The sequence below is a fragment of the Pseudomonas sp. Pmew2 genome (assembly GCF_058129885.1).
This window is the reverse complement of record NZ_CM176702.1, coordinates 2,947,301-2,972,951: the sequence shown is the minus strand read 5'-3', so window position 1 is coordinate 2,972,951 and position 25,651 is coordinate 2,947,301. Positions and strand designations below refer to the sequence as shown.

Annotated in this window: 17 protein-coding genes and 2 pseudogenes; 10 read left to right on the top strand and 9 right to left on the bottom strand. The window is 58.8% G+C overall.

Annotated elements, in window-relative coordinates; genetic code table 11:
- Positions 1–79: 79 nt before the first annotated feature.
- From AC4ANK_RS13565 to AC4ANK_RS13550, 4 genes are read left to right on the top strand one after another with little or no spacing between them, the layout of a single operon-like run.
- Positions 80–1,105 (top strand): ABC transporter substrate-binding protein, encoded by a 1,026-nt coding sequence (locus AC4ANK_RS13565; RefSeq protein WP_460385211.1) that lies wholly within the window; start codon positions 80–82, stop codon positions 1,103–1,105.
- Positions 1,090–2,046, top strand: a complete 957-nt coding sequence (locus AC4ANK_RS13560; protein WP_031595590.1) for an ABC transporter permease — start codon at positions 1,090–1,092, stop codon at positions 2,044–2,046. The genes AC4ANK_RS13565 and AC4ANK_RS13560 overlap by 16 nt, the downstream gene beginning before the upstream one ends.
- 6 nt (positions 2,047–2,052) lie before the next feature.
- Positions 2,053–2,868: an ABC transporter permease gene (locus tag AC4ANK_RS13555; RefSeq protein WP_031595588.1), complete on the top strand. Its 816-nt coding sequence runs from the start codon at positions 2,053–2,055 to the stop codon at positions 2,866–2,868.
- On the top strand, positions 2,865–4,019 hold the full coding sequence (locus tag AC4ANK_RS13550) for an ABC transporter ATP-binding protein (RefSeq protein WP_002553599.1): 1,155 nt from the start codon (positions 2,865–2,867) through the stop codon (positions 4,017–4,019). Before AC4ANK_RS13555 ends, AC4ANK_RS13550 begins: the two co-directional genes overlap by 4 nt.
- A 16-nt stretch (positions 4,020–4,035) precedes the next feature.
- Here AC4ANK_RS13550 and AC4ANK_RS13545 read toward each other — a convergent pair whose 3' ends face one another.
- Positions 4,036–4,947 carry a LysR substrate-binding domain-containing protein gene (locus AC4ANK_RS13545; protein WP_002553598.1) on the bottom strand — a complete coding sequence of 304 codons (912 nt, stop codon included), beginning with the start codon at positions 4,945–4,947 and terminating at the stop codon, positions 4,036–4,038.
- 113 nt (positions 4,948–5,060) lie between these two features.
- Here AC4ANK_RS13545 and AC4ANK_RS13540 point away from each other — a divergent pair.
- Positions 5,061–6,154 (top strand): annotated as a pseudogene (locus tag AC4ANK_RS13540) (tartrate dehydrogenase).
- A gap of 14 nt (positions 6,155–6,168) precedes the next feature.
- Here the strand turns inward: AC4ANK_RS13540 and ptrR are convergent.
- Positions 6,169–7,047, bottom strand: a complete 879-nt coding sequence (ptrR, locus tag AC4ANK_RS13535; RefSeq protein ID WP_002553597.1) for a putrescine utilization regulator PtrR — start codon at positions 7,045–7,047, stop codon at positions 6,169–6,171.
- A 102-nt stretch (positions 7,048–7,149) separates the two neighbouring features.
- Here ptrR and AC4ANK_RS13530 point away from each other — a divergent pair, with 102 nt between their 5' ends.
- Positions 7,150–8,541, top strand: coding sequence for an aldehyde dehydrogenase family protein (locus AC4ANK_RS13530; RefSeq protein ID WP_002553596.1), 1,392 nt, complete (start codon positions 7,150–7,152; stop codon positions 8,539–8,541).
- A gap of 240 nt (positions 8,542–8,781) precedes the next feature.
- Here the strand turns inward: AC4ANK_RS13530 and AC4ANK_RS13525 are convergent, their stop codons facing one another.
- On the bottom strand, positions 8,782–9,366 hold the full coding sequence (locus tag AC4ANK_RS13525; RefSeq protein WP_002553595.1) for a flavin reductase family protein: 585 nt from the start codon (positions 9,364–9,366) through the stop codon (positions 8,782–8,784).
- A 128-nt stretch (positions 9,367–9,494) separates the two neighbouring features.
- Between AC4ANK_RS13525 and AC4ANK_RS13520 the strand changes: the two genes are divergently transcribed.
- Positions 9,495–10,118, top strand: a complete 624-nt coding sequence (locus AC4ANK_RS13520; protein WP_002553594.1) for a nucleotidyltransferase family protein — start codon at positions 9,495–9,497, stop codon at positions 10,116–10,118.
- Here AC4ANK_RS13520 and AC4ANK_RS13515 read toward each other — a convergent pair.
- The 4 genes from AC4ANK_RS13515 to AC4ANK_RS13500 are packed head-to-tail and all read right to left on the bottom strand — an operon-like array spanning position 10,099 to position 14,950.
- A complete protein-coding gene (locus AC4ANK_RS13515) occupies positions 10,099–11,067 on the bottom strand; it encodes an XdhC family protein (RefSeq protein ID WP_002553593.1) in 969 nt (322 codons plus the stop codon). The two genes, AC4ANK_RS13520 and AC4ANK_RS13515, sit on opposite strands and share 20 nt — an antisense overlap.
- A gap of 2 nt (positions 11,068–11,069) precedes the next feature.
- A complete protein-coding gene (locus AC4ANK_RS13510) occupies positions 11,070–13,286 on the bottom strand; it encodes a xanthine dehydrogenase family protein molybdopterin-binding subunit (RefSeq protein WP_002553592.1) in 2,217 nt (738 codons plus the stop codon).
- Positions 13,287–13,295: 9 nt separating this feature from the next.
- Complete coding sequence (locus AC4ANK_RS13505) at positions 13,296–14,279, bottom strand: FAD binding domain-containing protein (RefSeq protein WP_460382757.1); 984 nt, start codon at positions 14,277–14,279, stop codon at positions 13,296–13,298.
- Positions 14,279–14,950, bottom strand: coding sequence for a (2Fe-2S)-binding protein (locus tag AC4ANK_RS13500; protein ID WP_002553590.1), 672 nt, complete (start codon positions 14,948–14,950; stop codon positions 14,279–14,281). Before AC4ANK_RS13500 ends, AC4ANK_RS13505 begins: the two co-directional genes overlap by 1 nt.
- Before the next feature lie 894 nt (positions 14,951–15,844).
- Here AC4ANK_RS13500 and mqo point away from each other — a divergent pair.
- From mqo to AC4ANK_RS13485, 3 genes are all read left to right on the top strand, one after another.
- On the top strand, positions 15,845–17,488 hold the full coding sequence (mqo, locus tag AC4ANK_RS13495; protein WP_002553589.1) for a malate dehydrogenase (quinone): 1,644 nt from the start codon (positions 15,845–15,847) through the stop codon (positions 17,486–17,488).
- 359 nt (positions 17,489–17,847) lie between these two features.
- Positions 17,848–20,844 (top strand): ATP-binding protein, encoded by a 2,997-nt coding sequence (locus AC4ANK_RS13490; RefSeq protein ID WP_002553588.1) that lies wholly within the window; start codon positions 17,848–17,850, stop codon positions 20,842–20,844.
- Positions 20,841–21,218: a response regulator gene (locus AC4ANK_RS13485; protein ID WP_002553587.1), complete on the top strand. Its 378-nt coding sequence runs from the start codon at positions 20,841–20,843 to the stop codon at positions 21,216–21,218. Before AC4ANK_RS13490 ends, AC4ANK_RS13485 begins: the two co-directional genes overlap by 4 nt.
- Positions 21,219–21,223: 5 nt before the next feature.
- Here the strand turns inward: AC4ANK_RS13485 and AC4ANK_RS13480 are convergent, their stop codons facing one another.
- Both AC4ANK_RS13480 and AC4ANK_RS13475 read right to left on the bottom strand, forming a co-directional pair.
- Positions 21,224–21,982 carry a COG4705 family protein gene (locus tag AC4ANK_RS13480; protein WP_031595582.1) on the bottom strand — a complete coding sequence of 253 codons (759 nt, stop codon included), beginning with the start codon at positions 21,980–21,982 and terminating at the stop codon, positions 21,224–21,226.
- Between the two features lie 162 nt (positions 21,983–22,144).
- Positions 22,145–25,464: pseudogene (locus AC4ANK_RS13475) on the bottom strand (type III effector HrpK domain-containing protein).
- Positions 25,465–25,651: the final 187 nt, after the last annotated feature.

Below are 25,651 nucleotides of genomic sequence, written 5' to 3'. Positions count from 1 at the left end.
CAAGGCCCATTGGACCTACTGCTCCCGATTACGCGGGCAAGAAAAGCCCGCTCAAAACACAACAAATGAGGGCGTGAAAATGGTGTTGAACAAACGTGCAGCAGCAGTTCTGGCGGTCGGCGTGCTGGCTCTCTCGAGTGTCGCCGCGAGCGCCGCCGAGAGCGTCAACTTCGTGAGCTGGGGCGGTTCCACCCAGGACTTCCAGAAAGAAGCCTGGGCAGCTCCGTTCAGCAAGGCCAGCGGGATCACGGTCGTACAGGACGGTCCCACTGACTACGGCAAACTCAAGGCCATGGTCGAAAGCGGTAACGTGCAGTGGGACGTTGTCGATGTCGAAGCCGACTTTGCCCTGCGTGCCGCCAGCGAAGGCCTGCTGGAGCCTCTGGACTTCAACACCATCAAACGCGACGAGATCGACAAGCGCTTTGTCACCGACCACGGTGCCGGTTCGTTTTTCTTCTCCTTCGTGCTTGGCTACAACGAAAGCAAAGTGGGTGCCAAACCACCCGTCGACTGGGCCGCCATGTTCGACACCAAAACCTACCCCGGCAAACGCTCGCTGTATAAATGGCCAAGCCCAGGCGTGCTTGAACTGGCCCTGCTGGCCGACGGCGTAGCCCCCGACAAGCTCTACCCGCTGGACCTCGACCGCGCCTTCAAGAAACTCGACACCATCAAGAAGGACATCGTCTGGTGGGGCGGCGGCGCACAGTCTCAACAACTGCTGGCCTCTGGCGAAGTGGCGATGGGCCAAATGTGGAACGGCCGGGTCTATGCGCTGCAACAGGACGGCGCACCGGTGGGTGTGAGCTGGAAACAAAACCTGGTCATGGCTGATTTTCTGGTCGTGCCAAAAGGCGCAAAAAACAAGGATGCCGCGATGAAATTCATCGCCAACGCAACCAGCGCCAAAGGCCAGGCAGACTTCTCCAACCTCAGTGCCTATGCCCCGGTAAACACTCAGAGCGTTGCGCGCCTGGACTCAACACTGGCACCTAACCTGCCGACCGCCCATGCTGCCGATCAAATCACTCTCGACTTCGCATACTGGGCCAAGAATGGCGCGGACATTGCGACACGGTGGAACGAATGGCTGGTCAAGTAAAAATGACAGCGGTCGCGCCTCGTCAACCCATCCCGGCCGGTGGTGCTCCGCGCACCGCCGGCGCGGCACACGACAAGGCGACGAGCATGCAGCGATCTCCTTCCCTCACTCAGCGCTGGCGTGGCAGCCGCAATCTGCTTCCGGCGCTGATCTTTCTCGGACTGTTTTTCTTCGCCCCGCTGATCGGCCTGCTGCTGCGCGGCGTGCTTGAGCCGGTGCCGGGCCTTGGCAACTACGAACAACTGTTCGCCAACTCGGCCTACTCGCGGGTGCTGCTCAATACCTTTTCCGTCGCCGGTCTGGTGACCTTGTTCAGCCTGCTGCTGGGCTTCCCGCTGGCCTGGGTCATCACCCTAATGCCGCGTGGCTGGGGACGCTGGATTCTGAACATTGTGCTGTTGTCGATGTGGACCAGCCTGCTGGCGCGCACCTACTCGTGGCTGGTGCTGTTGCAGGCGTCCGGGGTGGTCAACAAGGCGCTGATGGCGATGGGCATTATCGATCAGCCGCTGGAGATGGTGCACAACCTGACCGGTGTGGTGATCGGCATGAGCTACATCATGATTCCGTTCATCGTCCTGCCGCTGCAGGCGACCATGCAAGCCATCGATCCCATGGTGTTGCAGGCCGGCTCGATCTGCGGTGCCAGCCCATGGACCAACTTCTTCAGGGTATTCCTGCCGCTGTGCCGTCCGGGACTGTTTTCCGGGGGGCTGATGGTGTTTGTCATGTCGCTCGGTTACTACGTTACCCCGGCGCTGCTGGGTGGCGCGCAGAACATGATGCTGCCCGAATTCATCGTCCAGCAGGTGCAGTCGTTCCTCAACTGGGGGCTGGCCAGTGCCGCCGCTGCGTTGCTGGTGCTGATTACGCTGGTGCTGTTCTACTTCTACCTGAAGCTCCAGCCGGAATCGCCGGTCGGTGCCAGTAACGTGAGGTAAACCGCCATGCTCCTGACACCCAATGCCATGAGCCCCGGCCTGCGTACGGGTCTGTACCTGACCACTGGCCTGATCGCGCTGTTTCTGTTGCTGCCGATCCTGTTCATCGTCCTGCTGTCATTCGGTTCATCACAGTGGCTGGTATTTCCGCCACCCGGCTGGACACTGAAGTGGTATCAGCAGTTTTTCTCCAACCCGGACTGGATGGCCGCCGCCATGTCCAGCCTCAAGGTCGCGATTCTGACCACCATTGCCTCGGTGGCGCTGGGCCTGCCCACCGCTTTCGCGCTGGTGCGCGGCCGTTTCCCCGGGCGCGATTTTCTGTACGGCGTCTTCACCTTGCCGATGATTGTGCCGCTGGTGATTATCGCTGTTGCCGTGTACGCCCTGTTTCTCAAACTCGGTTACACCGGCACATTGTTTTCCTTCGTCGTCAGCCATGTGATCGTCGCCTTGCCGTTCACCATCATCTCGATCATCAACTCGCTGAAACTGTTCGATCAGTCCATTGAAGATGCCGCGGTAATCTGTGGCGCGTCACGCCTGCAGGCGATCTACAAAGTGACCTTTCCCGGCATCCGTCCGGGCATGATGGCTGGCGCGCTGTTCGCGTTTCTGGTCTCGTGGGACGAAGTGGTGCTGAGCGTGATGATGGCCAGCCCGACCCTGCAAACCCTTCCCGTAAAAATGTGGACCACCCTGCGTCAGGACCTGACGCCGGTCATCGCTGTTACCTCAACGCTGCTGATCGCCCTGTCGGTGCTGATCATGTTCATCGCCGCAACCCTGCGTCGCCGCAACGAAGCCAGGAGTACTTCATGAGTGCCGTGATCAAAGACCCCGCCCATCAGGATCAGAAAACGCTGGTCAGCCTGTGCAACCTGAACAAGCACTACGGTGACTTTGCCGCGGTCGACAACATTTCCCTGGATATTCAGGACGGCGAATTCCTGACCTTTCTCGGCTCCAGTGGCTCGGGCAAAAGCACCACGCTGTCAATGCTCGCCGGTTTCGAGACGCCCAGTTCGGGCGAGATTCTGGTCAGTGGCAAATCGCTGGTCAATGTGCCGCCGCACAAGCGCGACATCGGCATGGTGTTTCAGCGCTACTCGCTATTCCCGCACCTGTCGGTACGCGACAACATTGCTTTCCCGCTGGCGATCCGCAAGTTGCCTGCGGCTGAGCGCGAAAAGAAAGTCGATGCGATGCTCAAGCTCGTCCAGCTGGAAGAGTTTGCTCACCGCCGCCCTTCGCAACTGTCCGGTGGCCAGCAGCAACGAGTCGCCATTGCCAGGGCGCTGGTCTACGAGCCACGCATCCTGCTGATGGACGAGCCGCTGGGCGCACTGGACAAGAAGCTGCGTGAAGACCTGCAGGACGAACTGCGTCAGTTGCATCGCCGGCTGGGCATCACCATCGTTTACGTGACCCATGACCAGGAAGAAGCCATGCGCCTGTCACAGCGCATCGCCATTTTCAGCCATGGCAAGATCGTCGGTCTGGGCTCGGGCTATGACCTGTACCAGGATCCACCGAATGCCTTCGTCGCCTCGTTTCTCGGCAACTCGAACTTCCTCAGGCTCAAGGCTCAGGGCAATGCCGTGGCGACGTTCGAGGGCAGCACACTGGCGATTCGCCTGACCGCAGGGCTGAAGACCGATCAGGACGTGCTGTTGATGGTGCGCCCGGAGAAAGCCCAGGCGCTGAGCGTGTCCCAGGCTGCGGCCATGCCACTCGAAGCAGGCTGGAACGAGGTGAGCGCCACGGTCCATGAAGTGCTGTTCCTTGGCGAGAGCCAGACGTGCTCGGTAGTCACTGCCGGAGGTACGGCCATGACGGTCAAGGCGCTTTCCGCGAACGGCATTTCGCTCAAGGCCGGCGACCCGGTGCGCGTGCGCTGGGCCGCTGCAGACGCATGCATCTACACCGAATGGACAGACAGCGACCTGAACAAGGCAGCCGGCACCCACTGACAGTGTGTGCTGTGCCTCAGTGGTTGACCGGCGAAGGCTGCAGGGCAAGGTAGTCGCGCAGAAACTCCACCGTGACGCGGACCTTGGCCGAACTCATCAGCGGCGAGGTATGCACCGCCCAGATGTCTGCATCCTGACGGTATTCCGGCAGCATCTGAACCAGCCGACCCTCGGCCAGGTCAGTGCGCACATCCCAGAGCGAACGCAGCAACACACCGCGCCCGTCCAGGCACCACTGGCGGGCGATTTCGCCGTGGTTGGTGGACAGGCTGCCGGTTACCTTGACGGTTTCAGCGCCTTGCGGCCCATTGAGATGCCATATGCCGAACGGACGGTCGCGCTCCTTGATCACCAGGCAATCGTGGTTGGCCAGCTCACCGATACTCAATGGCACCCCATGATCTTTCAGGTAAGCGGGGCTCGCGCACAACACGCGCCAGTTGCTGGCCAGGTGTCTTGCACGCAGGTGCGGGGCAATTTCGTTGCCGACGCGGATGTCCAGGTCGACGCCCTCCTCGATCAGGTCGACCAGCCGGTCCTGAATATCCAGACGTATATCCAGCTTCGGATAAAGCGCCGCCAGCTCCGACAAGGCAGGCGCTACGAAACGGCGACCGAAGCCCTGGCTGCTGACCACTCGCAGCAAGCCACTGGGCTCGCCGTGCAGCGCGGCAACTTCGTCGCCCATCTGCTGCACCGACTCCAGAATGCCTTTAGCCCACTCATAGACTCGCTCGCCGTCTTCGGTAATCGATACTTGCCGCGTTGAGCGGTGCAACAGCACCACGCCCATATTCTGCTCCAGCAGTTTGACCCGCTTGCTGACATAAGCAGCGGACATGCCCAGCTCATTGGCAGCACCCACGAAGCTTGAGCGTCGAGCAACGTGGATGAACACGTTCAGGTCATCAAGGTTTGGATAATTCACGATTCGTGTTTTCTCAATCCATTAATCGACTAATTATCTTTATATCGTGTGCTTATAGCATGGATGGCCTGTGTGACTCATCCCTGACAAACCGCCCGACAAGAGTGCCCGACATGAACAACAAGAAGCTGCGTATTGCTGCCATCGCCGGTGACGGCATCGGCCTTGAAGTACTGCCCGAAGGCGTACGCGTGGTTCAGGCTGCCGCCGCGAAGCACGGTCTGGAGCTGGAGTTCGAATACTTCGAATGGGCCAGCTGCGATTACTACCTGAAGCACGGCAAGATGATGCCGGACGACTGGTTTGAACAGCTCAAAGGCTTCGACTCGATCTTTTTCGGTGCCGTGGGCTGGCCGGAAAAAGTGCCAGACCACATCTCTCTCTGGGGCTCATTGCTCAAGTTTCGCCGCGAGTTCGATCAGTACGCCAACATCCGTCCGGTGCGCCTGTTTCCCGGCGTGCCCTGCCCGCTGGCCAATCGCGAACCGGGCGACATTGATTTCATCGTGGTGCGGGAAAACACCGAAGGTGAATACTCGTCGCTGGGCGGGATCATGTTTGAAAACACCGAAAACGAGTTCGTGTTGCAGGAATCTGTGTTCACCCGTCGCGGTGTCGACCGTATTCTCAGGTTCGCTTTCGAGATGGCCAGCAAACGCGAGCGCAAGCACGTGACGTCCGCGACCAAATCCAACGGCATGGCGATCAGCATGCCCTATTGGGACAAGCGCACCGAGGCGATGGCCAGTCAGTACCCGGACATCAGCTGGGACAAGCAACACATCGATATTCTGTGCGCGCGCTTCGTGCTGCAACCCGAGCGCTTCGACGTCGTGGTGGCGTCCACCTGTTCGGCGATATCCTCAGCGACCTCGGCCCGGCGTGCGCTGGCACCATTGGCATTGCGCCGTCGGCCAACCTCAACCCGGAGCGTAACTTCCCGTCGCTGTTCGAACCGGTGCACGGCTCGGCGCCCGACATCTTCGGCAAGAACATCGCCAACCCGATTGCGATGATCTGGTCCGGCGCGCTGATGCTGGAATTCCTCGGCCAGGGCGATGAACGCTTCACGGCGGCTCATGACGAGATCATCACTGCTATCGAGCAAGTGATTGCCAGTGGCGACGTCACACCGGACCTGGGCGGCAAGCGTTCGACCCAGGAAGTGGGTGCAGCGATTGCCGGACGGGTATCTGCCGCGCAGTAACTGCCGGCGTTACCTCATCCGGCTTGCGGCGGTCTGGCCTGTTCTTCCAGCAACTCCACGAAGCGGGTCAGGCTGCGCGATACGGTGCCTCGACGCCAGATCAGCCAGGTGTGCAGGTAACGAAACTTTTCGGACAAGGGCCAGACACTGACTGTGGCACAACCGGGCATGCTTTCCAGCATGCTGCATGGCATCAGCGCCAACCCGGCACCGGCGCTGACGCAGGCCAGCATGCCGTGGTAAGACTCCATTTCGTGGATCTTGCCCGGCACTGCAGCGTCCTCGGTAAACCAGCGTTCGAAGTGGTGCCGGTACGAGCAGTTGGCACGAAACGCGTAGATGCTTTCACCGCTCACATCCCGCCCGCGCTTGACCGGCGTGTGGTTGAGTGGCGCGATGATGACCATTTCCTCTTCGAATACCGGCACACCCTCAAGTGATGGATGCAGCACCGGCCCGTCGACAAACGCAGCAACCAGGCGCCCGGCAAGCACACCGTCGATCATGGTGCCGGACGGCCCGGTGGACAGGTCCAGTTCGACCTTGGCGTTTTGCTGGTTGTAGACCGCCAACAGCGCAGGAATCCTCACGGCCGCCGTGCTTTCCAGCGAGCCCAGTGAAAAAGGCCCTTGCGGTTCTTCGCCAGAAACCGCCAGCCGCGCCTCCTGTATCAGGTCCAATATGCGCCGCGTGTAATCGAGAAAATTCCAGCCGGCAGGCGACAGCCGCAAACGGTGTTTTTCGCGAATGAACAGGTCTACGCCCAGATCCTGCTCCAGTTGCTTGATACGCGTCGTCAGATTCGAGGGCACGCGATGAATATGCTGAGCAGCGGCGCTGATGCTGCCGTGTTCAGCCACCGCTTTAAACATCTCCAGCTGGACCAAATCCATTTCATTCTCCAAACATGAACGATGCGATCATTATTATTCAGTTTTAGAAAGCATTGCACGCCTATATTCTGGTCCCACTTCCCACCTCAACAGGATGGCGCAATGACTACTGTCACCAGCAACACCCACGCAATTTCGATCAACCCCGCCTCAGGCGAACAGATCGGCCACTACGCCTTCGAATCCGACGCCATGCTGGATCGCAGCCTGTCGCGTGCGACGGCCGGCTTTGCAGGCTGGAAGCGCACGCCTGTCCAGCAACGTGCGCAACTGATCATCGCCATGGGCCAGGCCCTGCGCGATGACGCCGAAAACATTGCCCAGATGATCAGCCGGGAAATGGGCAAGCCCGTGACGCAGGCCAGAGGCGAAGTCGAGAAATGCGCGCAGTTATGCGATTGGTATGCAGCGCAAGGCCCGGCAATGCTGATGGCCGAGGCGACTCAGGTAGAGCATGACAAGGCACGCATCGAGTACCGTCCGCTGGGCCCTGTTCTTGCGGTGATGCCGTGGAATTTCCCGATCTGGCAAGTATTGCGCGGCGCAATTCCGACATTGCTGGCAGGCAATACCTACGTGCTCAAGCATGCACCCAACGTTATGGGTTGCGCTTACCTGATGCTCGACGCGTTCAAGCGCGCCGGTTTCCCGGAGGGCGTGTTTGAAGTCATCAACGTGGCTGCCGTGGGCGTCTCGAAGGCCATTGCCGACCCACGCATTGCGGCCGTCACGCTGACCGGTAGTGTTCGCGCTGGCCAGGCCATTGGTGCTCAGGCCGGTGCGGCGCTCAAGAAGTGCGTGCTGGAGCTGGGCGGTTCCGACCCGTTCATCGTGCTCAATGACGCAGACCTGGATCAGGCTGTGAAAGCGGCTGTCATCGGTCGTTTCCAGAACACCGGGCAGGTCTGTGCCGCGGCCAAGCGTTTGATCATCGAGCAAGGTGTGGTCGAGGAGTTCACGCGCAGGTTCGTTGAACAGACTCGCCAGTTGGTGATCGGCGATCCGTTGTCCAGCGAGACCTACATTGGTCCGATGGCACGCTTCGATCTGCGCGATGAACTGGATGCTCAGGTTCAGGACACCCTTGCCGAAGGCGCGAAACTGTTGCTGGGCGGCAAGAAGGCTGATGGCCAAGGCAACTACTACGAGCCGACCGTACTGGGCGACGTGACCGACCAGATGACTTCCTTCAGGCAGGAGCTGTTCGGTCCGGTAGCATCGATCATTACCGCCCGCGACGCGCAGCACGCTCTGGAGCTGGCCAATGACAGCGAATTCGGCCTGACCGCGACGGTCTACACACGTGATCTACAACTGGCAGAGCGCATGACCGAAGAACTGGAAACCGGTGGTGTGTTCATCAACGGCTACAGCGCTTCAGACCCGCGCGTGACGTTTGGCGGCGTGAAGAAAAGCGGCTTTGGCCGTGAACTCTCGCACTTCGGTGTACGCGAGTTCTGCAATGCACAGACCGTATGGCGCGATCGGCACTGAGGGTTGGGAAACACCAGTACACATGTCCCAGTGGGAGCGAGCTTGCTCGCGAAGGCGGACTCACATCAGCATAAATCTTTGGCGGTCATGCGGGTCTCTTCGCGAGCAAGCTCGCTCCCACAAGACCCTCTGGGTGCGTGAACTTCAACTATTGTGCGATGAATGTGCTTGTGTGGGAGTGAGCTTGCTCACGAAGAGGCCTTTACGGACAGTGGAGATCGTCAGGGCCAGACATCGCGATCATTCGTCGCCCGTTTCCACAATCGCAGGCTCACCAATCGTATAGAAATGCCCGCCCGCCACGTAATGAAGGCTGCGCCATTTCGGGTCGGCCTTTTCGAATTCCCAGTGCCCGTCGTTGAACACACGGGTGTCAGCCCAGGCGCCGATGACTTCGCCAATGAACAGGTCGTAGGTCTGTTGATTGTGCGGCTCCGGAATGACCTTGCAGATCAGCCAGGCAGAGCAACCGACAACCAGTGGCGTGACATGATCTTCAATCAGAAACAGGTCGACATTGGCTTTATCAAGCTTGTCCGGGGTGAAGACCTTGCTCTGGGTGCCGACGTCGAAGGTCATCTGCAATTGATCCAGATTGGGCACCTGCAACGCAAAATAACCGCTCTTCTCCACCAGCCCGCGGGTTTTGGTCATCTTGTCGATCACCAGTGTCACCTTGGGCGGCGAGAAATCCAGTGCACAGGCCCATGCGGCAGACATGACGTTGTGAGTGCCTTCATGACTGGAGGACACCAGCACCGTCGGGCCGTGATTGAGCAGACGGTAGGCTTTTTCCAGCTCGACAGGACGAATGTGATTGTCCACTTGAAACCCTCGAAAACATGATTCGTACCGCTACCGGCAGAGCAGCGAAATAAGGCATTCTGCGTACGCCAGCCGTACCGCATGGTGTGGCTGCACGCGACCCCTCTCACGACTCATAAGGCATCGGATTGAGCAGCATAGACAGCCAGAACCCCAAAGTGTTCGCCCTGGTACTGGCGGCAGGCCGAAGCAGGCGTTTTGGTGGCGATAAAAGACAGGCAGCATTGCCCTGTGGACGTACCTTGCTGACCGCAAGCCTTGAAAACACCGGAAACGAATTCGACTACGTGGGGCTGGTACTGCGTACGGACGATGACGCTGAGGCACTGGGTATTCCCGCACACGTAACAATCATCCGCAGCGAACATGCCGACCTGGGCATGGGCCACAGTCTCGCCAGCGGCATTGCCGCCTTAATGGACTCCGCTGCCGAGGCCGTCGCCATTCTGCTTGCAGATATGCCCTGGATAAAGCCGCAGACCCTGCGTGACCTGGCCGCAATGGCCAATCCTCAGCGCATTGCCGTGCCAATGCATGGCGGCCAGCGCGGCCATCCGGTGATCATTGGTCGGCAGTTCTGGCCGGCACTGCTGACGCTGGAAGGCGATCAGGGCGCTAAAGCCCTGATCATGAACAACTCGGAGGTGTGTGACGTACTGAATTGCGATGACCCAGGCATTCTGCGCGACGCCGACACTCCGTCAGCGCTGGCGCAAGCCTGTGCGCAATACCTTAAACCTCGGCACGACTGACACCGTTGGCCACGCGCAGGATGTCAGCCATCACCGCAATGGCGATTTCGGAAGGCGTCTTGCTGCCCAGGTTCAGGCCGATGGGGGCATGGATTCTCTCCAGCACCCTGGCATCCAGCCCGCCGATACGGCCCAGACGCTCCAGACGTTTGCTGCTGGTGCGCATCGAACCCATCGCGCCTATGTAGAAGGCCTCGGTGCGTACGGCTTCGAGCATGCTCAGATCGTCCAGTTTCGGATCATGGGTCAACGCCAGTACCGCCGTCGAACTGTGACAGCCACCTTCGGCAATGAACACCGCAGGCAATACACCGCGCACCTCGACACCCGGCATCGAAAACCCTGAGGTGACCTCGACACGCGGGTCACAGACGATGACTTCATAGCCCATCGCGACGGCAAAACTGGCGCAGAACTCCGCCACCGGCGATAGCCCGGCAAGCAGCACGCGATACACCGCCCCCATACGAATGCTGATGCGTTCGCCGTCCACCTGCACCCGCGCCTCGCCCATCGTTGCAGGCCCGATTTCTCTCTGCCCACCGCCCAACTGCACGTGCCTGCTGACCAGCTCGCGTCCGGCAAGCGCCTGCTCGATAGCCCCCAGATGTGCATCCGCTTGCGGACTCGGTGCAATGAACTCGATCAATACATCCAGCACACCACCGCACGGCAGGGCCCGCGTTGGTGCGAAGCCGCCGTCGCCGTAGCGAACGACCTGATTGACCGGCTGAAACTGCCCTGCAGCGACCCGTTCGAGAAAGTCCTCCTCCACACAGCCGCCAGACAGGGAACCGCGATGCTCACCGCTGCTCAGCCCCACCAGCATTGCCCCGGGCCCGCGTGGGGCCGAGCCGAACGTAGAGAGAACCGTGCATAGCCAGACGGCTTTGCCGCCAGCCAGCCAGTCACGAGCCTGTTGCACCACCTGCAAATCGAGCTGTTTCATTGCTACAACCCCGCCATCAGTTTTTCCTTGCTGATCGGCAGGCTGCGCACCCGTTTGCCGGTCGCGTGATACACCGCATTGGCCACGGCAGCTGCAAGCCCGGTCACACCGATTTCGCCGATGCCCCGCGCACCGAACTCACCCAGGTTGTAGTCCGGATAATCGAGCAGCAAGACGTCGATATCCGGCTGATCCGCATGCACCGGCACTACGTACTCGGCATAGTTGTTATTGACCGGCATGCCACTGCGCGGGTCATATTCACCGGCTTCGAACAACGCCATGCCGATACCCATCACGATTGCGCCTTCCACCTGATTGCGTGCTGCCAGCGGATTGACCACTTTGCCCACGTCAATGGCACTGACCACCCGCGAGACGCGCAGGCTGGAAATGCCCGGATCCCAGCGCACTTCGACGAAATGCACACCGAACGAGCGGAAGGAATACTTGCCCGCCTCCGGCATGCCGCTTTGAAAATTACCCTCAGCGCGCGACAGGCGCTGCCCCTTCAGCACGTCGACAAAGCTGGCGCGCTGTTCGCCGATCACCAGTTGCCCGTTTTCGACCTTGATCGACTCGGCGTCCTGCCCGGCGAACACCGCATCCTTGCTGACAGCGTACTGACGCAGCTTCTGCAACGCTTCACGCGTGGCCCCGGCAATCGCCGGCATTACGCTGGCCGTCACCCATGAACCACCGGAAACAGGGCCGGCCGGGAATGACGAACTGCCCAGCTCTACTTCAACACGCTCAACGGGAATGCCGGTCAACTGGCTGACGGTCTGCGCCACGATGGTGTACGTGCCGGTGCCGATATCCTGCAAGCCACACTGGGCCAGCGCCGTACCGTCAGAACGCAGAATGACCCGCGCATCGGTGGGCACCTGATAGGCTTCCCAGTTGCAGGCGCCCATGCCGTAACCAATGATTTCATCACCTTCACGCATCGAGCCGATATCGGCCTTGCGCGCGTGCCAGCCGAATCGCTCGGCGGCTTTGTCGATAGCTTCCGGCAGGTGATTGCTGGACCACGGCAAGCCGACGCTCTGATCCTTGTCGGCCAGGTTCAGCTTGCGAAATACCAGCGGGTCCATGCCACTGGCCAGGGCCATCTCATCGATGGCCGACTCCAGCGCAAACAGGCCCGGTGCTGCACCCGGCGCGCGCATGGAGGTTGGCGTACCGCGGTTGATAGAGCTGATCTTGTGGCTGACCAGCACGTTGTCGCAGGCATACAGGCTTTTGGTCACGCCACCGCAGTTTTCGGTGTAATCATCCAGCATCGACGTGTTGTTGAACGACTCGTGACGGATCGACACTAGCTTGCCGCTGGCATCGGTGGCCAGACGCAAGCGCTGGCGGGTCTCAGGACGATGGCCCACGGTGGTAAACATCTGCGCGCGTGGCAACACCAGTTGCACCGGGCGACCGGTAACCCTGGCCGCGGCGCAGGCTGCCACGGAGTGCGGCCATGGCCAAAGCTTGCCGCCAAAGCCCGAGCCTATGAACGGTGCGCGCACTTCAACGCGGTCGGGCGAAAGGTCGAAAACGTTGGCCAGCAGGTTGCGGTGGTTGACCACGCCCTGAGTGCTTTCGTAAACAAACAGCTTGCCGTCCTGCCACCACGCTGTGCTGGCGTGCATCTCCATCGGGTTATGCACTTCAACCGGCGTGGTGTAAGTCTGATCGACTTTGACTTTTGCACTGTCAAACGCGCTGTCCGGCTTACCCCGGTTGTGCCCGGCACCGCCATCACGGGCACCATTGACCCGCATGCCTTGGTCAAGGTCCTTGACCGCCGGGCGCTCGTCATACTCGACCGTCACGTGGTGGGCAGCCGCCCTCGCCTGCTCGAAGCTTTCGGCCACCACCAGAGCGACAAACTGGCCAGGGTAATAGACCCGGTCATCCTCGAACGGCAGGCGATGCTCGTCCGCCTTGCTGGCCGAAAGCATCTTGGCGAAGCTCAGCTTGGTGTTCGGAGTACGGTGCAAAGCAGGAAAATTGCCATGATGGAAGATATCGACAACGCCAGGCATCGCCTTGGCCTGCTGATCCTTTACGGCAACCACGCGCCCGTTGGCGATGGTGCTGTAGACGCCATAGGCATACAGCATCTTGCCCATCGGATGGTCTGCGGCATAGCGCGCCTGACCACTGACTTTCTTGCCGCCGTCGATACGACGCTGCGGCACACCAATGATGTTTTCGCTCATGAGAGATTCCTAGGCCGTGAGGTCACGAAGATTGCGGACAATGACCTGCTGACCCAGCGGGATCTTGAAGGCGTTATGTTCATAGGCCCGGGAGCCCTTCATCGCCAGCGCTGCGACCCGCGCAAAGGTGTCCATGTCAGCACGCTGACCGATCAGTGCACGTTCAGCCTCCACGGCCCGCCACGGCTTGGTACCCACGCCACCCAGCGCGATACGCGCATCGGTGATTCGCCTGCCGTCCATCACCAGAATCACTGCACTGGACGCCAGGGCAAACTGGTAAGAGGTACGGTCGCGCAGCTTGAGATAAGAAAAACGACCACCTGCCAGCGGTGCATCCAGCGTCACGTGGGTGATCAGCTCGTGGGCCGCCAGCGCAGTTTCACGCTGCGGCGTATCACCGGGCAGCAGATGAAAGTCGGCAAAAGGAATATCTCGCGAACCATTGGCCCCCTGAACGGTTACCTGCCCGCCGATGGCCGCCATGCCGACACACATGTCCGAAGGATGCGTTGCAATGCAGTGATCGCTGGTGCCCAGCACCGCATGCACACTGCGGTTCATGCCGCCGATAGCCGCACAACCGGAGCCCGGCTGGCGCTTGTTGCAGGCTGAAATACCATCGCGGAAATACGGGCAGCGCACCCGCTGCATGACATTGCCAGCGGTGGTGGCCTTATTGCGCAACTGGGTCGAAGCACCTGCCAGAATCGCTTCGGACAACACCGGATAGCGCTGCTGCACCAGTGGATGCCTGGCCAGATCAGTGTTGCTCACCAGCGCGCCGATGCGCAGACGCCCATCGGGCAGCGACTCGACCTGTTTCAACGCCAGATGATTGATGTCCACCAGTTGCTGCGGTTGCATCACATCCAGCTTGACCAGATCAAGCAACGTGGTGCCACCTGCCAGATAGAAGCGCTGCCCCTCACCCGACGCAGTGCTGAATGCCTGCGCGGGCGATGCAGCCCGAGCGTAATCGAACGTTCGCATCAGGCAGCTCCTCCCATCTTCGAACGCGCAGACTGCACGGCCGAGAGAATGTTCTTGTAGGCACCGCAGCGGCAGATATTGCCGCCCATGGCTTCTCTGACGCTGGCGTCATCGGAAGGGATGTTCGGGTCCTGGAGAATCGCGACCGCGCTCATTATCTGTCCAGACGTGCAATAACCGCATTGATAGGCATCGTGCTCCCAGAAGGCTTCCTGTACCGGGTGCAGCTTGCCGTTCTCGGCCAGGCCTTCGATGGTGATGATGCTGTCGCCCTGATGCTGGACGGCAATGGAAAGGCAGGAATTGATCGCTACGCCATTGACCAGCAGCGTGCAAGCACCGCACTGGCCATGGTCGCAGCCTTTTTTGGTGCCCGTCAGTTGCAGGCGGTCACGCAGCACGTCGAGCAGAACGGCGTTGGCCGGCACGTTCAGGGTATGAACCTGGCCATTGACCTTCAACTGGATGCGCTGCTCGCCCGCTGCAGGCGCGTCACTGTCTTCGATTACAGGAGCCGCCGGGGCTGCCTGCAGCATGCCGTCGGAGGGTATCCAGGTAGACAGCGTGGCCGCAGCAATGCCGGAAGCACCGAACTTCAAAAAGTTTCGGCGCGAAGGCTGCACGGCACTGCTGTCCACAGCAGAATCCTTGTGCTTTTTGGGTTCACTCATCAGGGTCACTCGGTAATAGCCGACGCTGCTGTAAAGCGCCGGGCGTTATTGTCTGGTCAGCGGCCTGGGCGTACTCCTGCTCAACGGCGTGCTGCCTTGATCTTTCATCGGGCTTTCATGGGTGATCAGAGCCAAAACGCTATCACCGATTAAGTGTTTAACTGGCCAGCGCTGGTAAAGTTCCAACTGTTTGACGGGCGTCTGCATCCGGAGATTGCAGCCACCACACATCAGAGTCGTGTATTGACACTAGCAGGTGGTCGGGATGCTGATTAGCCAGGCAAATCCACACACCCTTGTGAAACTGGCTCATGAATGCCGTGCGGCAGTTAAAAATGTGCGCGGGCGACGGGGTCTGGCGGATTGCCACATTCTGGCAAGCGGCTAAAGACCCGCGCATAAACGACGATATAGATGGGGGGCAGGCTGTGAAGCGTCTAAATCAAAGCATTCGCGCCCGATTTGATGATGGCATCTCGCAACCGAGGTGCACATTATGCGAAAATGCCGCGTCTTTGCCGGTATGCCACCGTGGGAATGTCGCAGCACGCGTGCATTAAATTGCACATCAGGCGTGCCTCCATGCCCCGATGCGGCGTCTCAGACTCCGTGAACAGGCTGACCAGGTGTGTTTTCTGGAGGATGCCGAGGGGTGATATTCCCGGGCGTCACCGCACACCAACAGAGCAAATGTCACTCATGACGCTGAATCCAATGATGATAAGAAGTCAGCGCAGCAGGACATAAATTGAGGTCTCGAGCGGTATTATATTGGCCTTGTATGTCCACCTCTAGTCCCTGTGGGTGCGAGCGTTTGTCGCAGGCTTCGATGCATGTGACAGGCCGTTTCTTCAGGAGTAGTCGGCGGATGGCGTTTATCAGATGGATGACAGAATGTTTAAAAAAGTGAACACGGCCCTGCTGGGTCTGGCCATTTCCATGGGCCTGATGCCCGTGCAGGCGGCTGAAACCAAGAAAGTCGACGTATTGCTCGTCGGCGGCGGCATCATGAGTGCAACGCTTGCGGTCTGGCTCAACGAGCTGGAGCCGAGCTGGTCGATGGAAATGGTCGAGCGCCTCGATGGCGTGGCCGAAGAAAGCTCCAACGGCTGGAACAACGCCGGTACCGGCCACTCGGCCCTGGCCGAGCTGAACTACACCCCGGAAGACAAGAACGGCAACGTTGATATCTCCAAGGCCATCGAGATCAACGAAGCGTTCCAGATTTCCCGTCAGTTCTGGTCGTGGCAGGTCAAGACCGGCGTTCTGAAGAACCCGCGTTCGTTCATCAACTCCACGCCGCACATGAGCTTCGTGTGGGGCGACAACAACATCCAGTTCCTGCGCAAGCGTTACGCAGCATTGCAGGCCAGTCCGCTGTTCAGCGGCATGCAGTACTCCGAAGACCACGAGCAGATCAAGAAGTGGGTTCCATTGATGATGGAAGGTCGTGACCCGGCGCAGAAGCTGGCCGTGACCTGGAGCCCGATTGGCACCGACGTCAACTTCGGCGAGATCACCCGCCAGTTCGTCGCCAATCTGAAAGCCAAGCAGAATTTCAATCTGCAGTTGTCGAGCGAAGTCGAAGACATCAATCACAACGACGACGGCACCTGGCGCGTCAAGTACAAGAACCTGAAAGACGGTACTGTCACCGAGACCGACACCAAGTTCCTGTTCATCGGCGCTGGCGGTGCTGCCCTGCACCTTCTGCAGGAATCCGGTATTCCTGAAGCCAAGGAATACGGCGGCTTCCCGGTCGGCGGTTCGTGGCTTGTCACCGACAACCAGACTCTGGCCATGCAGCATATGGGCAAAGCCTACGGTATCGCGTCGACTGGCGCGCCACCCATGTCGGTTCCGCACCTTGACACCCGTGTTCTGGATGGCAAGCGCGTGATCCTGTTTGGCCCGTTCGCGACCTTCTCGACCAAGTTCCTGAAAAACGGCTCCTACTTCGACCTGCTGACCAGCACCACCACGCATAACGTGTGGCCGATGACTCGCGTTGGTATCGAACAGTACCCGCTGATCGAATACCTGGCAGGTCAGGTAATGATGTCTGACGACGATCGCTTCGCTGCTCTGCAGCAGTACTTCCCGAACGCCAAGAAAGAAGACTGGCGCCTGATGCAAGCCGGTCAGCGCGTACAGATCATCAAGCGTGACGAAGAAAAAGGCGGCGTTCTGAAGCTGGGTACCGAAATCGTTGCTTCCAAGGACGGCTCCATCGCCGGTCTGCTGGGCGCATCGCCAGGTGCTTCGACTGCAGCGCCGATCATGCTGGGCGTGCTTGAGAAAGTCTTCAAGGACAAGGTAGCGACTCCGGAATGGCAGGCAAAGCTGCGCCAGATCGTGCCTAGCTACGGCACCAAGCTGAACAACAACCCGGATCGCGTTGCCGAGGAATGGGCTTACACAGCCGAAGTCCTGCAACTGACTCCACCGCCGCCGGTGAACAAGACAGGTAATGCTCCAACACCTGCACCTGCTGCACAGCCAGCGAAAAGCAATCCAGCCAGTGACATGGCGCTCTAAGGCTTTCACAGCTTGAAGCAAAGCCCCGCCAGACAATGTCTGGCGGGGCTTTTTTGTAATTGGCGCCTTCTGGCCGAAAAAACAGTTAAAGCCACGCATCCTCTTGGCACCTGTTATGGTGGCACACCTCCTTCACTCTCTGGCTTGCATCAGCAGAGCTGTATTATCCAGGTCTCCACGCCGCACCTTCGCGGCAACCTCGCATTTTCTTGCGCTGTCCATCCGGGCTGTTGATCGCTCAAAGTTTTGTCACGGCTGACAAAAACTATCCGAATCGCTCTTTGTGCTTAACGACTGCATGTCGTACCAAGGCAGCGGCAGGCTGTTTCCGGTTGAAATACCCTATGGAGTTCACGCAAATGATCGAGCCCATGCTGGCTGCAGGCCCAGATGCAGCGCTTGAAGCCGCGCTTGCCGAGTGTGCCCGTGAACCGATTCGGGTGCCCGGCGCAATCCAGCCTCATGGCGTGTTGCTCAGCGTTGCAGGCAACCCGCTGTGTATCGAACAAGTCAGCGCCAATTGCGCAAATGAGCTTGGGCTGGACAGCGACGCGTTGCTGGGCAGGCCCCTGTCATTGTTGTTATCGCCCGAGCAGGCGACGATTATCGAAAATGCGTACCACCACCCTGCTGCTCCACACATTGATCCGATACGACTGACGCTGGGAAGCGCTCACTACAGTGCTTCGCTGCACCGTACCGATGACGTGCTGATTATCGAACTGGAACCCTTCGTCGAAGCCGGCCACGAACAGTCCAGAATCATTACCCGTGTATTGCGCAACCTGCAGGCAGCGACCACGCTGGAAACGCTGTTCGATATCAGTGTTCACGAGATTCAGGCACTTACCGGCTACGACCGGGTGATGATTTACCGGTTCGAGCCCGAGGGGCATGGCAAAGTCGTTGCCCAGGCGTTGACCGGGCTATTACCCAGTTACAGTGGTTTGAACTTCCCAGGCTCGGATATTCCTGCCCAGGCGCGAGAGCTGTATCGTTTGAACTGGATTCGGGTGATTCCGGACGCAACCTACGTTCCCGTCCCCCTGATACCGACACTGCGACCTGCAACAGGCCAGCCACTCGATCTGGGCTTCTCGACGCTGCGTAGCGTGTCCCCTGTTCACTGCGAATACCTCAAGAACATGGGCGTGCGCTCATCGATGAGCATCTCGCTGCTGGACGGCGGCGAACTTTGGGGTCTTATCGCCTGTGGGCATCCTGAACCGCTGCTGGTGTCCAGAGAGCTGCGCGATGCCTGTGCAATGATCGGGCAACTGTTGTCGGTGAAAATTTCCGCAATTGTTGCAACTGATATCCAGCGCGAACGGGAAGAGAAAGTTGTCCTGCTCGGGCAACTGGCAGACGCAATGAGTCGTGCCGACCATGAAATCCTCGACGGCCTGGTGAGCCGACCCGAACTGCTTCAGTCCTTGACACTGGCGGACGGCGTCGCGGTTTTGATTGACGACCGGGTTCACCTGTTCGGCGTATGCCCTACGACCGAGCAGGTGCAAGCGCTGTATCTCTGGATTCGGGACACAGGGCTGGCACGCCAGCGGTCGACGCAGCGAACTACAGGCTTGCAGGGTCTGGGTGTTTTTCATACCCACTCCATGTACAAGGAGTATCCCGAAAGCGCGGCCTACAGAGATGTCGCGAGCGGCGTGATTGCCTTTACATTGCCCAAGCCGATTGATAACGCGGTCATGTGGTTTCGTGCTCAGCTCACCTCGACAATGAACTGGAGCGGAAACCCGGCCCACCATGTGAGTACCAGCCCGGAAGGCTCCGCACGCCACCGCTTGCGCCCGAGACAGTCTTTCGACGCGTGGGAACAGCAGGTCACAGGCATCGCCAGCCCCTGGTCGCGGGGCGATCTTTATGGTGCTGAAGACATACGCCGCTCAGCGCTGGAGAACGACCTGGAGCGCCAGGTTCAGCGCGAGCAGGAGGCGGTGCGTTTGCGCGATGAGCTGGTCGCGGTGGTGTCCCATGACCTGCGCAACCCGATGTCGATCATCATCATGCAGTGCGGCATGATGCAGCGATGGGCAATCGGCGATACACACTCTGAAAACCGCAACATCCGGCGCGCACTGGGCACCATCGAGAAAGCGACAACCCGCATGAACAGTCTTCTTGAAGACTTGCTCGATACCGCACAGATTGAAGCAGGCCGTTATCAGCTCTCACGCTTGCCGCTGGGTGTCACCAGTCTGCTTGAAGAGGCATGCAGCCTTCTGGTCATGCTGACTACTGAAAAGAATATCGAACTCAATTGCACCGCCGCGCAGGGTCTGGTCATCAATGCGGATCCGGAGCGAATCTTTCAGGTGCTTTCCAACCTGGTGGGTAACGCCATCAAGTTCACCCCCAAAGGTGGCCGAATCAACATCGATGCGGTCGCCAGTGAAAATGAAGTCCTGTTCAAGGTCAGTGATGACGGGATAGGTATCCCGGCGGAACACTTGCCCTATATTTTCCAGCGTTATTGGTCTGTCAAGGAAGGCAACCCACGAGGCAACGGCCTGGGTCTTTATATATGCCAGGGTATTATCACCGCCCACGGTGGACGCTTGTGGGCCGAAAGCTCAGTCGATTCGGGAAGTGTATTTTCCTTCACGCTGCCTATGCATGAGGGGCAGGATGTCATTGGCGAGGCGACGTTTTTAAAACGGAGCGGCACGACTCATCGACTGGCGCAATCGATCTCCAGCAAACTGGAGCGCCAGCAACTGGAAGATCGCCTGACCCGAGCGGGGCTGCTGAACGAACTGAACCATCGGGTCAAAAACACCCTGGCAACCGTTCAGGCCATCGCCTCTCTCACGGTCAACAGCTCTGCCTCACTGGAGTCCTTTCGCAAAAGCTTCGATGCACGTCTGTTTGCACTGAGCCAGGTGCATGATGCCCTGGCCCGGGCAGAGTGGATATCCACTGAACTGGTCGACCTGATCGAGCAGCTTCAAGCGGTAAACGCGGGGGCGCACAAGATCAGCTTCACAGGCAATCCGGTAACTCTGGAGCCGCGCGTGTCATTGACGCTCTCAATGGTTCTGCACGAACTGATGGCTAACGCGGTGCAGCATGGTGCACTTTCATCAGCAGCAGGCCAGGTGACGGTGAGCTCCACCCTGGACGCCGGGCACAATCCTCCCACGCTGAAGATCGAATGGAGTGAAACAGGCGGCCCGCCGATTGGCGCAAGCACGGTAAAAGGCTTTGGCTTTCGCTTGATACGCCGCAGTATCGAACGGGAACTCAAAGGCAAGGCTGACATTCAGTTCGCCAGCACAGGCATTATCTGGTCGATGCTGATCCCTTGGCCAGACAAACCGGAAGGCAGCTTATGAGTTCAGAATCAGACGACCATACCTCGCTCCCCAAAGTGCTGCTGGTCGAGGACGAGACAATGCTCGCAATGCTGATGGAGATGATGCTTGAGGACCTGGGGTTCGCTACCGCTTACCACGCCAGTTCGCTTGGCGAAGGCATTGAATACGCGCGCAACGGCGACTACGACCTGGCCATTCTGGATATCAATATCATCGGCGGTAACTCATTCCCGATCGCAGCGGCCATTGCCCATCGCGGCATACCCTTCATGTTTTGCTCCGGGTATGGGCGACTGGGCATCCCCGAGGTATGGGTTGACCGGCGCTGCGTCGCCAAACCGTTCAGTGCAGAGCAGTTGAATGAAGCCTTGAGCGAACTGCTTCAGGCCTGACCGGGTCAGCTCTCAATCAGCCTGTTATCGGCTGGCGAAGGTTTACGCTCACGGTAAGTCGCCACCACCACCAGCACCAGCAACACCGCGAGCAGCACTGCGGACGACCCTATCGTGCCGAAATCCAGCCCGCCCTTCTCGTAGGGCTTGGTCAGCACATCACCCAGCGTTGCCCCGAATGGCCTCGTCAACACAAAGGCTATCCAGAAAAGCATGATCGAGGACAGTCTGGTAGTGAAATGCAGGACGACGACCAACGCTATCGCAGAACCGATCAGCACTGCCCCCCCGGCAAAACCGAGCCCCGAGTCGTCGGCCAGATAATCGCCGAGCGCTGTGCCCAGCGTGTTGGAGATGAGAATCGCGAACCAGTAAAAAAGCTCACCTTTCAGCGTCGATACTCTGTCTACCGACAACGATTTCTCGCTGACATACCACGCGCAAAAAATGGCCATCAGCAGGGTAATCAGGATTGCAGAACCCGTTGCGTATCCAAGCCCGAGTGTTCGGTCCATGAAGTCCGACATCGTGGTGCCTGCGGTACTGGTGGAAAGAATGACCAACCAGTAAAGCATCGGGTGATAACGTTTTGCGGCAAGCTGTGTCACGAGCGTGGCTACAAACAGGCTTATCAGTATCAGAGAGCTGATCGCATACCCGACATCAAGCGTCATCGACAATAAGTCGCCCGCTGTTTCGCCAAGTGTGGTCGCGCAGATCTTCATGATCCAGAACGCCAGGGTTATCTGGGGCAGTTTGTTCATTGTGTCTACCTGGATGATCAATGGAGGCGTGTTTCGCAGAGCGCGAATGTCGCCATGATCAGGCTCCAGATGTTTGAAATGTGTGAGGCCGAAATGAAAAACTGATTGAAGCAGGCAGGGACTCGCATAAAAAACAGGCCGGGTTGCCCCAGCCTGTTCACATCACGAAGCGATCGTGGTTTCCTCTGGGCCCGGCCACTCGCTGTCCGGCACATCATAGATGTCGCCGTTCTCGACGCCGTCAATCTCGTACTGGGTCAGGTAGTCCCTGAGGTGATCGGAGAAGCGGTCAACGCGCGTTTCCTGCTTGCCTTCCTCGATCAGACCGGGAATCAGCAACGCCAGAGCGCCCACGCCGGCTGCGGCAATACCAAGGCTGCCAGCGAGCAGCGGCAAGGCACGGACCACGCTGCCCGTCAGTTGCAGAACGCCCGCAGCGCCTTCAGCTGCAGATGCCAGACCTGCCATAGCGCCAAGAGATCCGGCAGTGATGCTCATGCCACCGGCAACCAGCTCGCCTCTTCTGATCGACTTCACTCCATCAAAGATGCCGTAAGCACCCGCAGCCACACCGGCAAGTCCACCGAGCCCCTTCGCGGCGTTTTCCAATTTCGACAGATTAGTCGTGATGTCCTTGTAAACGTCCGGCTCCAGTACGTCCTTGATGTCCTTGAACATGGTCGTGACGTTCTTGATGCCGCCCTCGACCAGCAACGTTGCGCTTTGTACCGAACCGGCAGTGATGTCGACGATTTGCCGATCAGTCAGGGCCCCCGCGCCATTTGCACCTTTAGCAATGGTGATACCGGCCATGAACAGGCCGCTGACGCCATGCAGGACTCCGGCACCGGAAGCGGCCTTTATCGACGAGTTATCGCTGAACAGGCCCAGCTCGGAAATGGACTTGGTGCCCTGACGCAGCAAATCCCAATTGCCCCTGAAAACGCCAAGAATCTGGTCAGACGTAGCGGGTTTGCCATCGGCATTCATCAGCAGTTCGGGGTTGCTCTTGCTGATCTCGTCGATCAGTGCCTTGACCTTCTCCTCATCCAGCGCTTCACTGCCTTCCTTGCCGAACGCTTTTTTCAGGTCCTCGAAGCTGGCATCGTTGAAGACGTTCTCCTGAGCAATCGCGGTGTAGTTCTCTGTCAGCTTGTCGTCGTATTTACCCGTGAACTCTGGGTTCAGCGCGGCGTTGTACATCGCAACTTCCATGCTGAACTGGCTGGTCGCCACTTCAAAGCTTTCAGTTTTCAACAGCTCTTTGAGGCGCTCACCGGACACCAGCGATTTTTCATAGAAGGCCTCGAAATCCTTGTTATGCGAGGATTTCTGCACTGCTTCCTGAATTTCGCCCGGTTTGCTGAAACCCAGCGCGCCCTGAACGCTTTGCGCCGAGCTGTAGAACTGAGCAAGCGCTGTCTGCTGGTCGGTCTTGCCATCCTTGGTATTGGCGTCCCACAGCTTGTCCAGCGCAGCACCGGTCTTGATATCGTTGTCGTAAGTACTTTGCAGCGCGCGCTTGAGCCCGTCGCTGCCCTCCAGCACCTTGCTTGCCTCGCTGGTGGCATTCTCGTTATAGAACTTGACTACTGCGGCATCCTTTTCAAGCATCGCTACATGTTTGTTGACATCATCGAGCAGCTTCTGCGCATCGGGATGACTGCGTACATTGTTGGCGATCTGGACCTTGGATTTGTCGTCCTTCCACATCCCGGCACCGCTGCCCTGCACGATCAGACTCTGTGCAGCCTTGAGTTCCTGAAGTACCGCAGCCTTCTGCTCTGCGCTGTAATTTTGCGGGTTATCGAACACATCCTTGTTGAGCGGGTCGGTGTTGACCTTAGCCAGCAGATTGCCCTCGGCAACGGCTTCCAGCAATGTACCTACCGCCCCGACGTCCTTCGGCGAAGCCGTCTTGATGAAGGCCTGAATGTCACCGCGGCTGGCCTTGCCATCTGTGCCCTGCTCCAGGGGACTCTTCGCATTGTCGAGCAACGCAAAGGCACCGGGTTGCGACCAGAAGTCCAACGCTTCCTTGACCTCATCACTCAACTGAGGGTTTTTCTCTTTGTAGGCTGTCAGTGCTTCAGCGTTAAAATCCGAAGAGCCGGTCTTGCCTTTGATCGCGTCGTAATTTTCGTCGATGATCGCCGCATATCTGGCGATCTGCCTTGAAGCCTCATCGGCGTCAGGGTTGGCCTTGAGAAAATCCTTGTAACTACCGATCTCCTCGCTCTTTTTCAGCTCGGGTAGCGCGGCGAAGCCCAGCTTGCCAAAATCCTGTAACCGTCCGGCCTCGGTGCCATGCTTTGCCTCGGCGCCCTTGGTGAAGCCATCAATGCTGCTGTTGAACACCTGGCCACCTGACTGAGCCTCGCCCTTCTCGTTGTACAGGGTCACCCGGTCAAGCACCTGGGCCGCACGAAACGCGGCATTGGCATCTTTTTCGAAATCGCCGACCCGCTCCTTGAGCATGTCCTTGACGCCGCTCTGGTTGCCCAGATTCTTCAACAACGGATTAGCGTCGATGATCTCTTCGGCCGAACGCTTGTCATCCTTGGGCAACTCCCACAAAAAACCGAGTTTCTCGGCCTGTTCACGTGCTTCCTTGTTGTCACCCACTGACGACACATTGGTCATCTCGCCCTTGAGGCTTGCAAACCCGTCCTTGCCAAAGTCCTGCAGGCGACCGGCTTCAGTACCGTTCTTCGCCTCGCCACTCTTGGTGAAACCGTTAATGCTACCGTTCGCTACATCGCTACCGACAATCCGCACGCCGTTGCCATCGAACTGTTCGATGTGAGCCAGCACCTGGGTCGCGCGATAGGCTGCGTCGGCATCGCGCTCGAAATCGCCGACCTGCTCCTTGAGCATGTCCTTGACGTCACTCTGGTTACCCAGATTTTTCAACAACGGGTCACTGTCGATTATGGCCTGCGCGTCGCGCTCGTCACCTTTCGGTCGCTCCCACTGAATGCCCAGTTTCTCGGCCTGCTCACGGATGGCAGGGTCGTCAGCCGGGGATCGCACCTCATGCAGTTTGCCTTTCAGACTGGAAAAACCGAACTTGCCGAAATCCTTCAAACGACCCGCTTCGCTGCCATGCTTCGCGTCGCTGCTGCTGGTATCCCGTCGATGCGATTATTGCCGATGTCGTTACTGGCCAGACGGTTACCATTGGCGTCAAAGGTCTCAATGTGTTCAAGCAATTGCACAGCCCGGAATGCGGCGCTCGAATCCTTGGTGTAATCGCCCACCTGAGCGATCAGGTTCTGTTTGGCTTCGCCACGGTCGCCTCGTCCGCCCAGACTTTTGAGCAACGGGTTGTCATCAATGATTTCCTGTGCAGAGCGCTTGTCATCTGAAGGTAACTCCCACTGGATACCGGCATCCCTGGACTGCTGCACGGCCTGCTCCCAGGCCTTGGCGTCTACCGGGTCTTTTGGTTTTTCAGTGGTGATTTTGCTGACGGAGGTCATTGTCTTTATCCTTCCATTGGTCACCAGAAAAATCACAGCGACAACTGCTGCCCGCGCAAAAGAACGAGCTGCGCCATGAGTCAGACTGGTGCGAGCTGGGCCTGACTAAAAGGCAGAGGCACGGGACCTGATCAAAGACCAGGCATCCGCTATCACACGCGATTAAATCGGACTTGCGTTAAGAAGG

What these genes read in the sequence shown, in the direction of transcription:
- AC4ANK_RS13500 (WP_002553590.1), bottom strand. Translation starts at nt 14,950, where the DNA reads ATGAGTGAACCCAAAAAGCACAAGGATTCTGCTGTGGACAGCAGTGCC.
- AC4ANK_RS13530 (WP_002553596.1), top strand. Translation starts at nt 7,150, where the DNA reads ATGACTACTGTCACCAGCAACACCCACGCAATTTCGATCAACCCCGCC.
- AC4ANK_RS13550 (WP_002553599.1), top strand. Translation starts at nt 2,865, where the DNA reads ATGAGTGCCGTGATCAAAGACCCCGCCCATCAGGATCAGAAAACGCTG.
- AC4ANK_RS13560 (WP_031595590.1), top strand. Translation starts at nt 1,090, where the DNA reads ATGGCTGGTCAAGTAAAAATGACAGCGGTCGCGCCTCGTCAACCCATC.
- AC4ANK_RS13490 (WP_002553588.1), top strand. Translation starts at nt 17,848, where the DNA reads ATGATCGAGCCCATGCTGGCTGCAGGCCCAGATGCAGCGCTTGAAGCC.
- AC4ANK_RS13485 (WP_002553587.1), top strand. Translation starts at nt 20,841, where the DNA reads ATGAGTTCAGAATCAGACGACCATACCTCGCTCCCCAAAGTGCTGCTG.
- AC4ANK_RS13480 (WP_031595582.1), bottom strand. Translation starts at nt 21,982, where the DNA reads ATGAACAAACTGCCCCAGATAACCCTGGCGTTCTGGATCATGAAGATC.
- AC4ANK_RS13515 (WP_002553593.1), bottom strand. Translation starts at nt 11,067, where the DNA reads ATGAAACAGCTCGATTTGCAGGTGGTGCAACAGGCTCGTGACTGGCTG.
- AC4ANK_RS13565 (WP_460385211.1), top strand. Translation starts at nt 80, where the DNA reads ATGGTGTTGAACAAACGTGCAGCAGCAGTTCTGGCGGTCGGCGTGCTG.
- ptrR (WP_002553597.1), bottom strand. Translation starts at nt 7,047, where the DNA reads ATGGATTTGGTCCAGCTGGAGATGTTTAAAGCGGTGGCTGAACACGGC.
- mqo (WP_002553589.1), top strand. Translation starts at nt 15,845, where the DNA reads ATGTTTAAAAAAGTGAACACGGCCCTGCTGGGTCTGGCCATTTCCATG.
- AC4ANK_RS13555 (WP_031595588.1), top strand. Translation starts at nt 2,053, where the DNA reads ATGCTCCTGACACCCAATGCCATGAGCCCCGGCCTGCGTACGGGTCTG.
- AC4ANK_RS13510 (WP_002553592.1), bottom strand. Translation starts at nt 13,286, where the DNA reads ATGAGCGAAAACATCATTGGTGTGCCGCAGCGTCGTATCGACGGCGGC.
- AC4ANK_RS13505 (WP_460382757.1), bottom strand. Translation starts at nt 14,279, where the DNA reads ATGCGAACGTTCGATTACGCTCGGGCTGCATCGCCCGCGCAGGCATTC.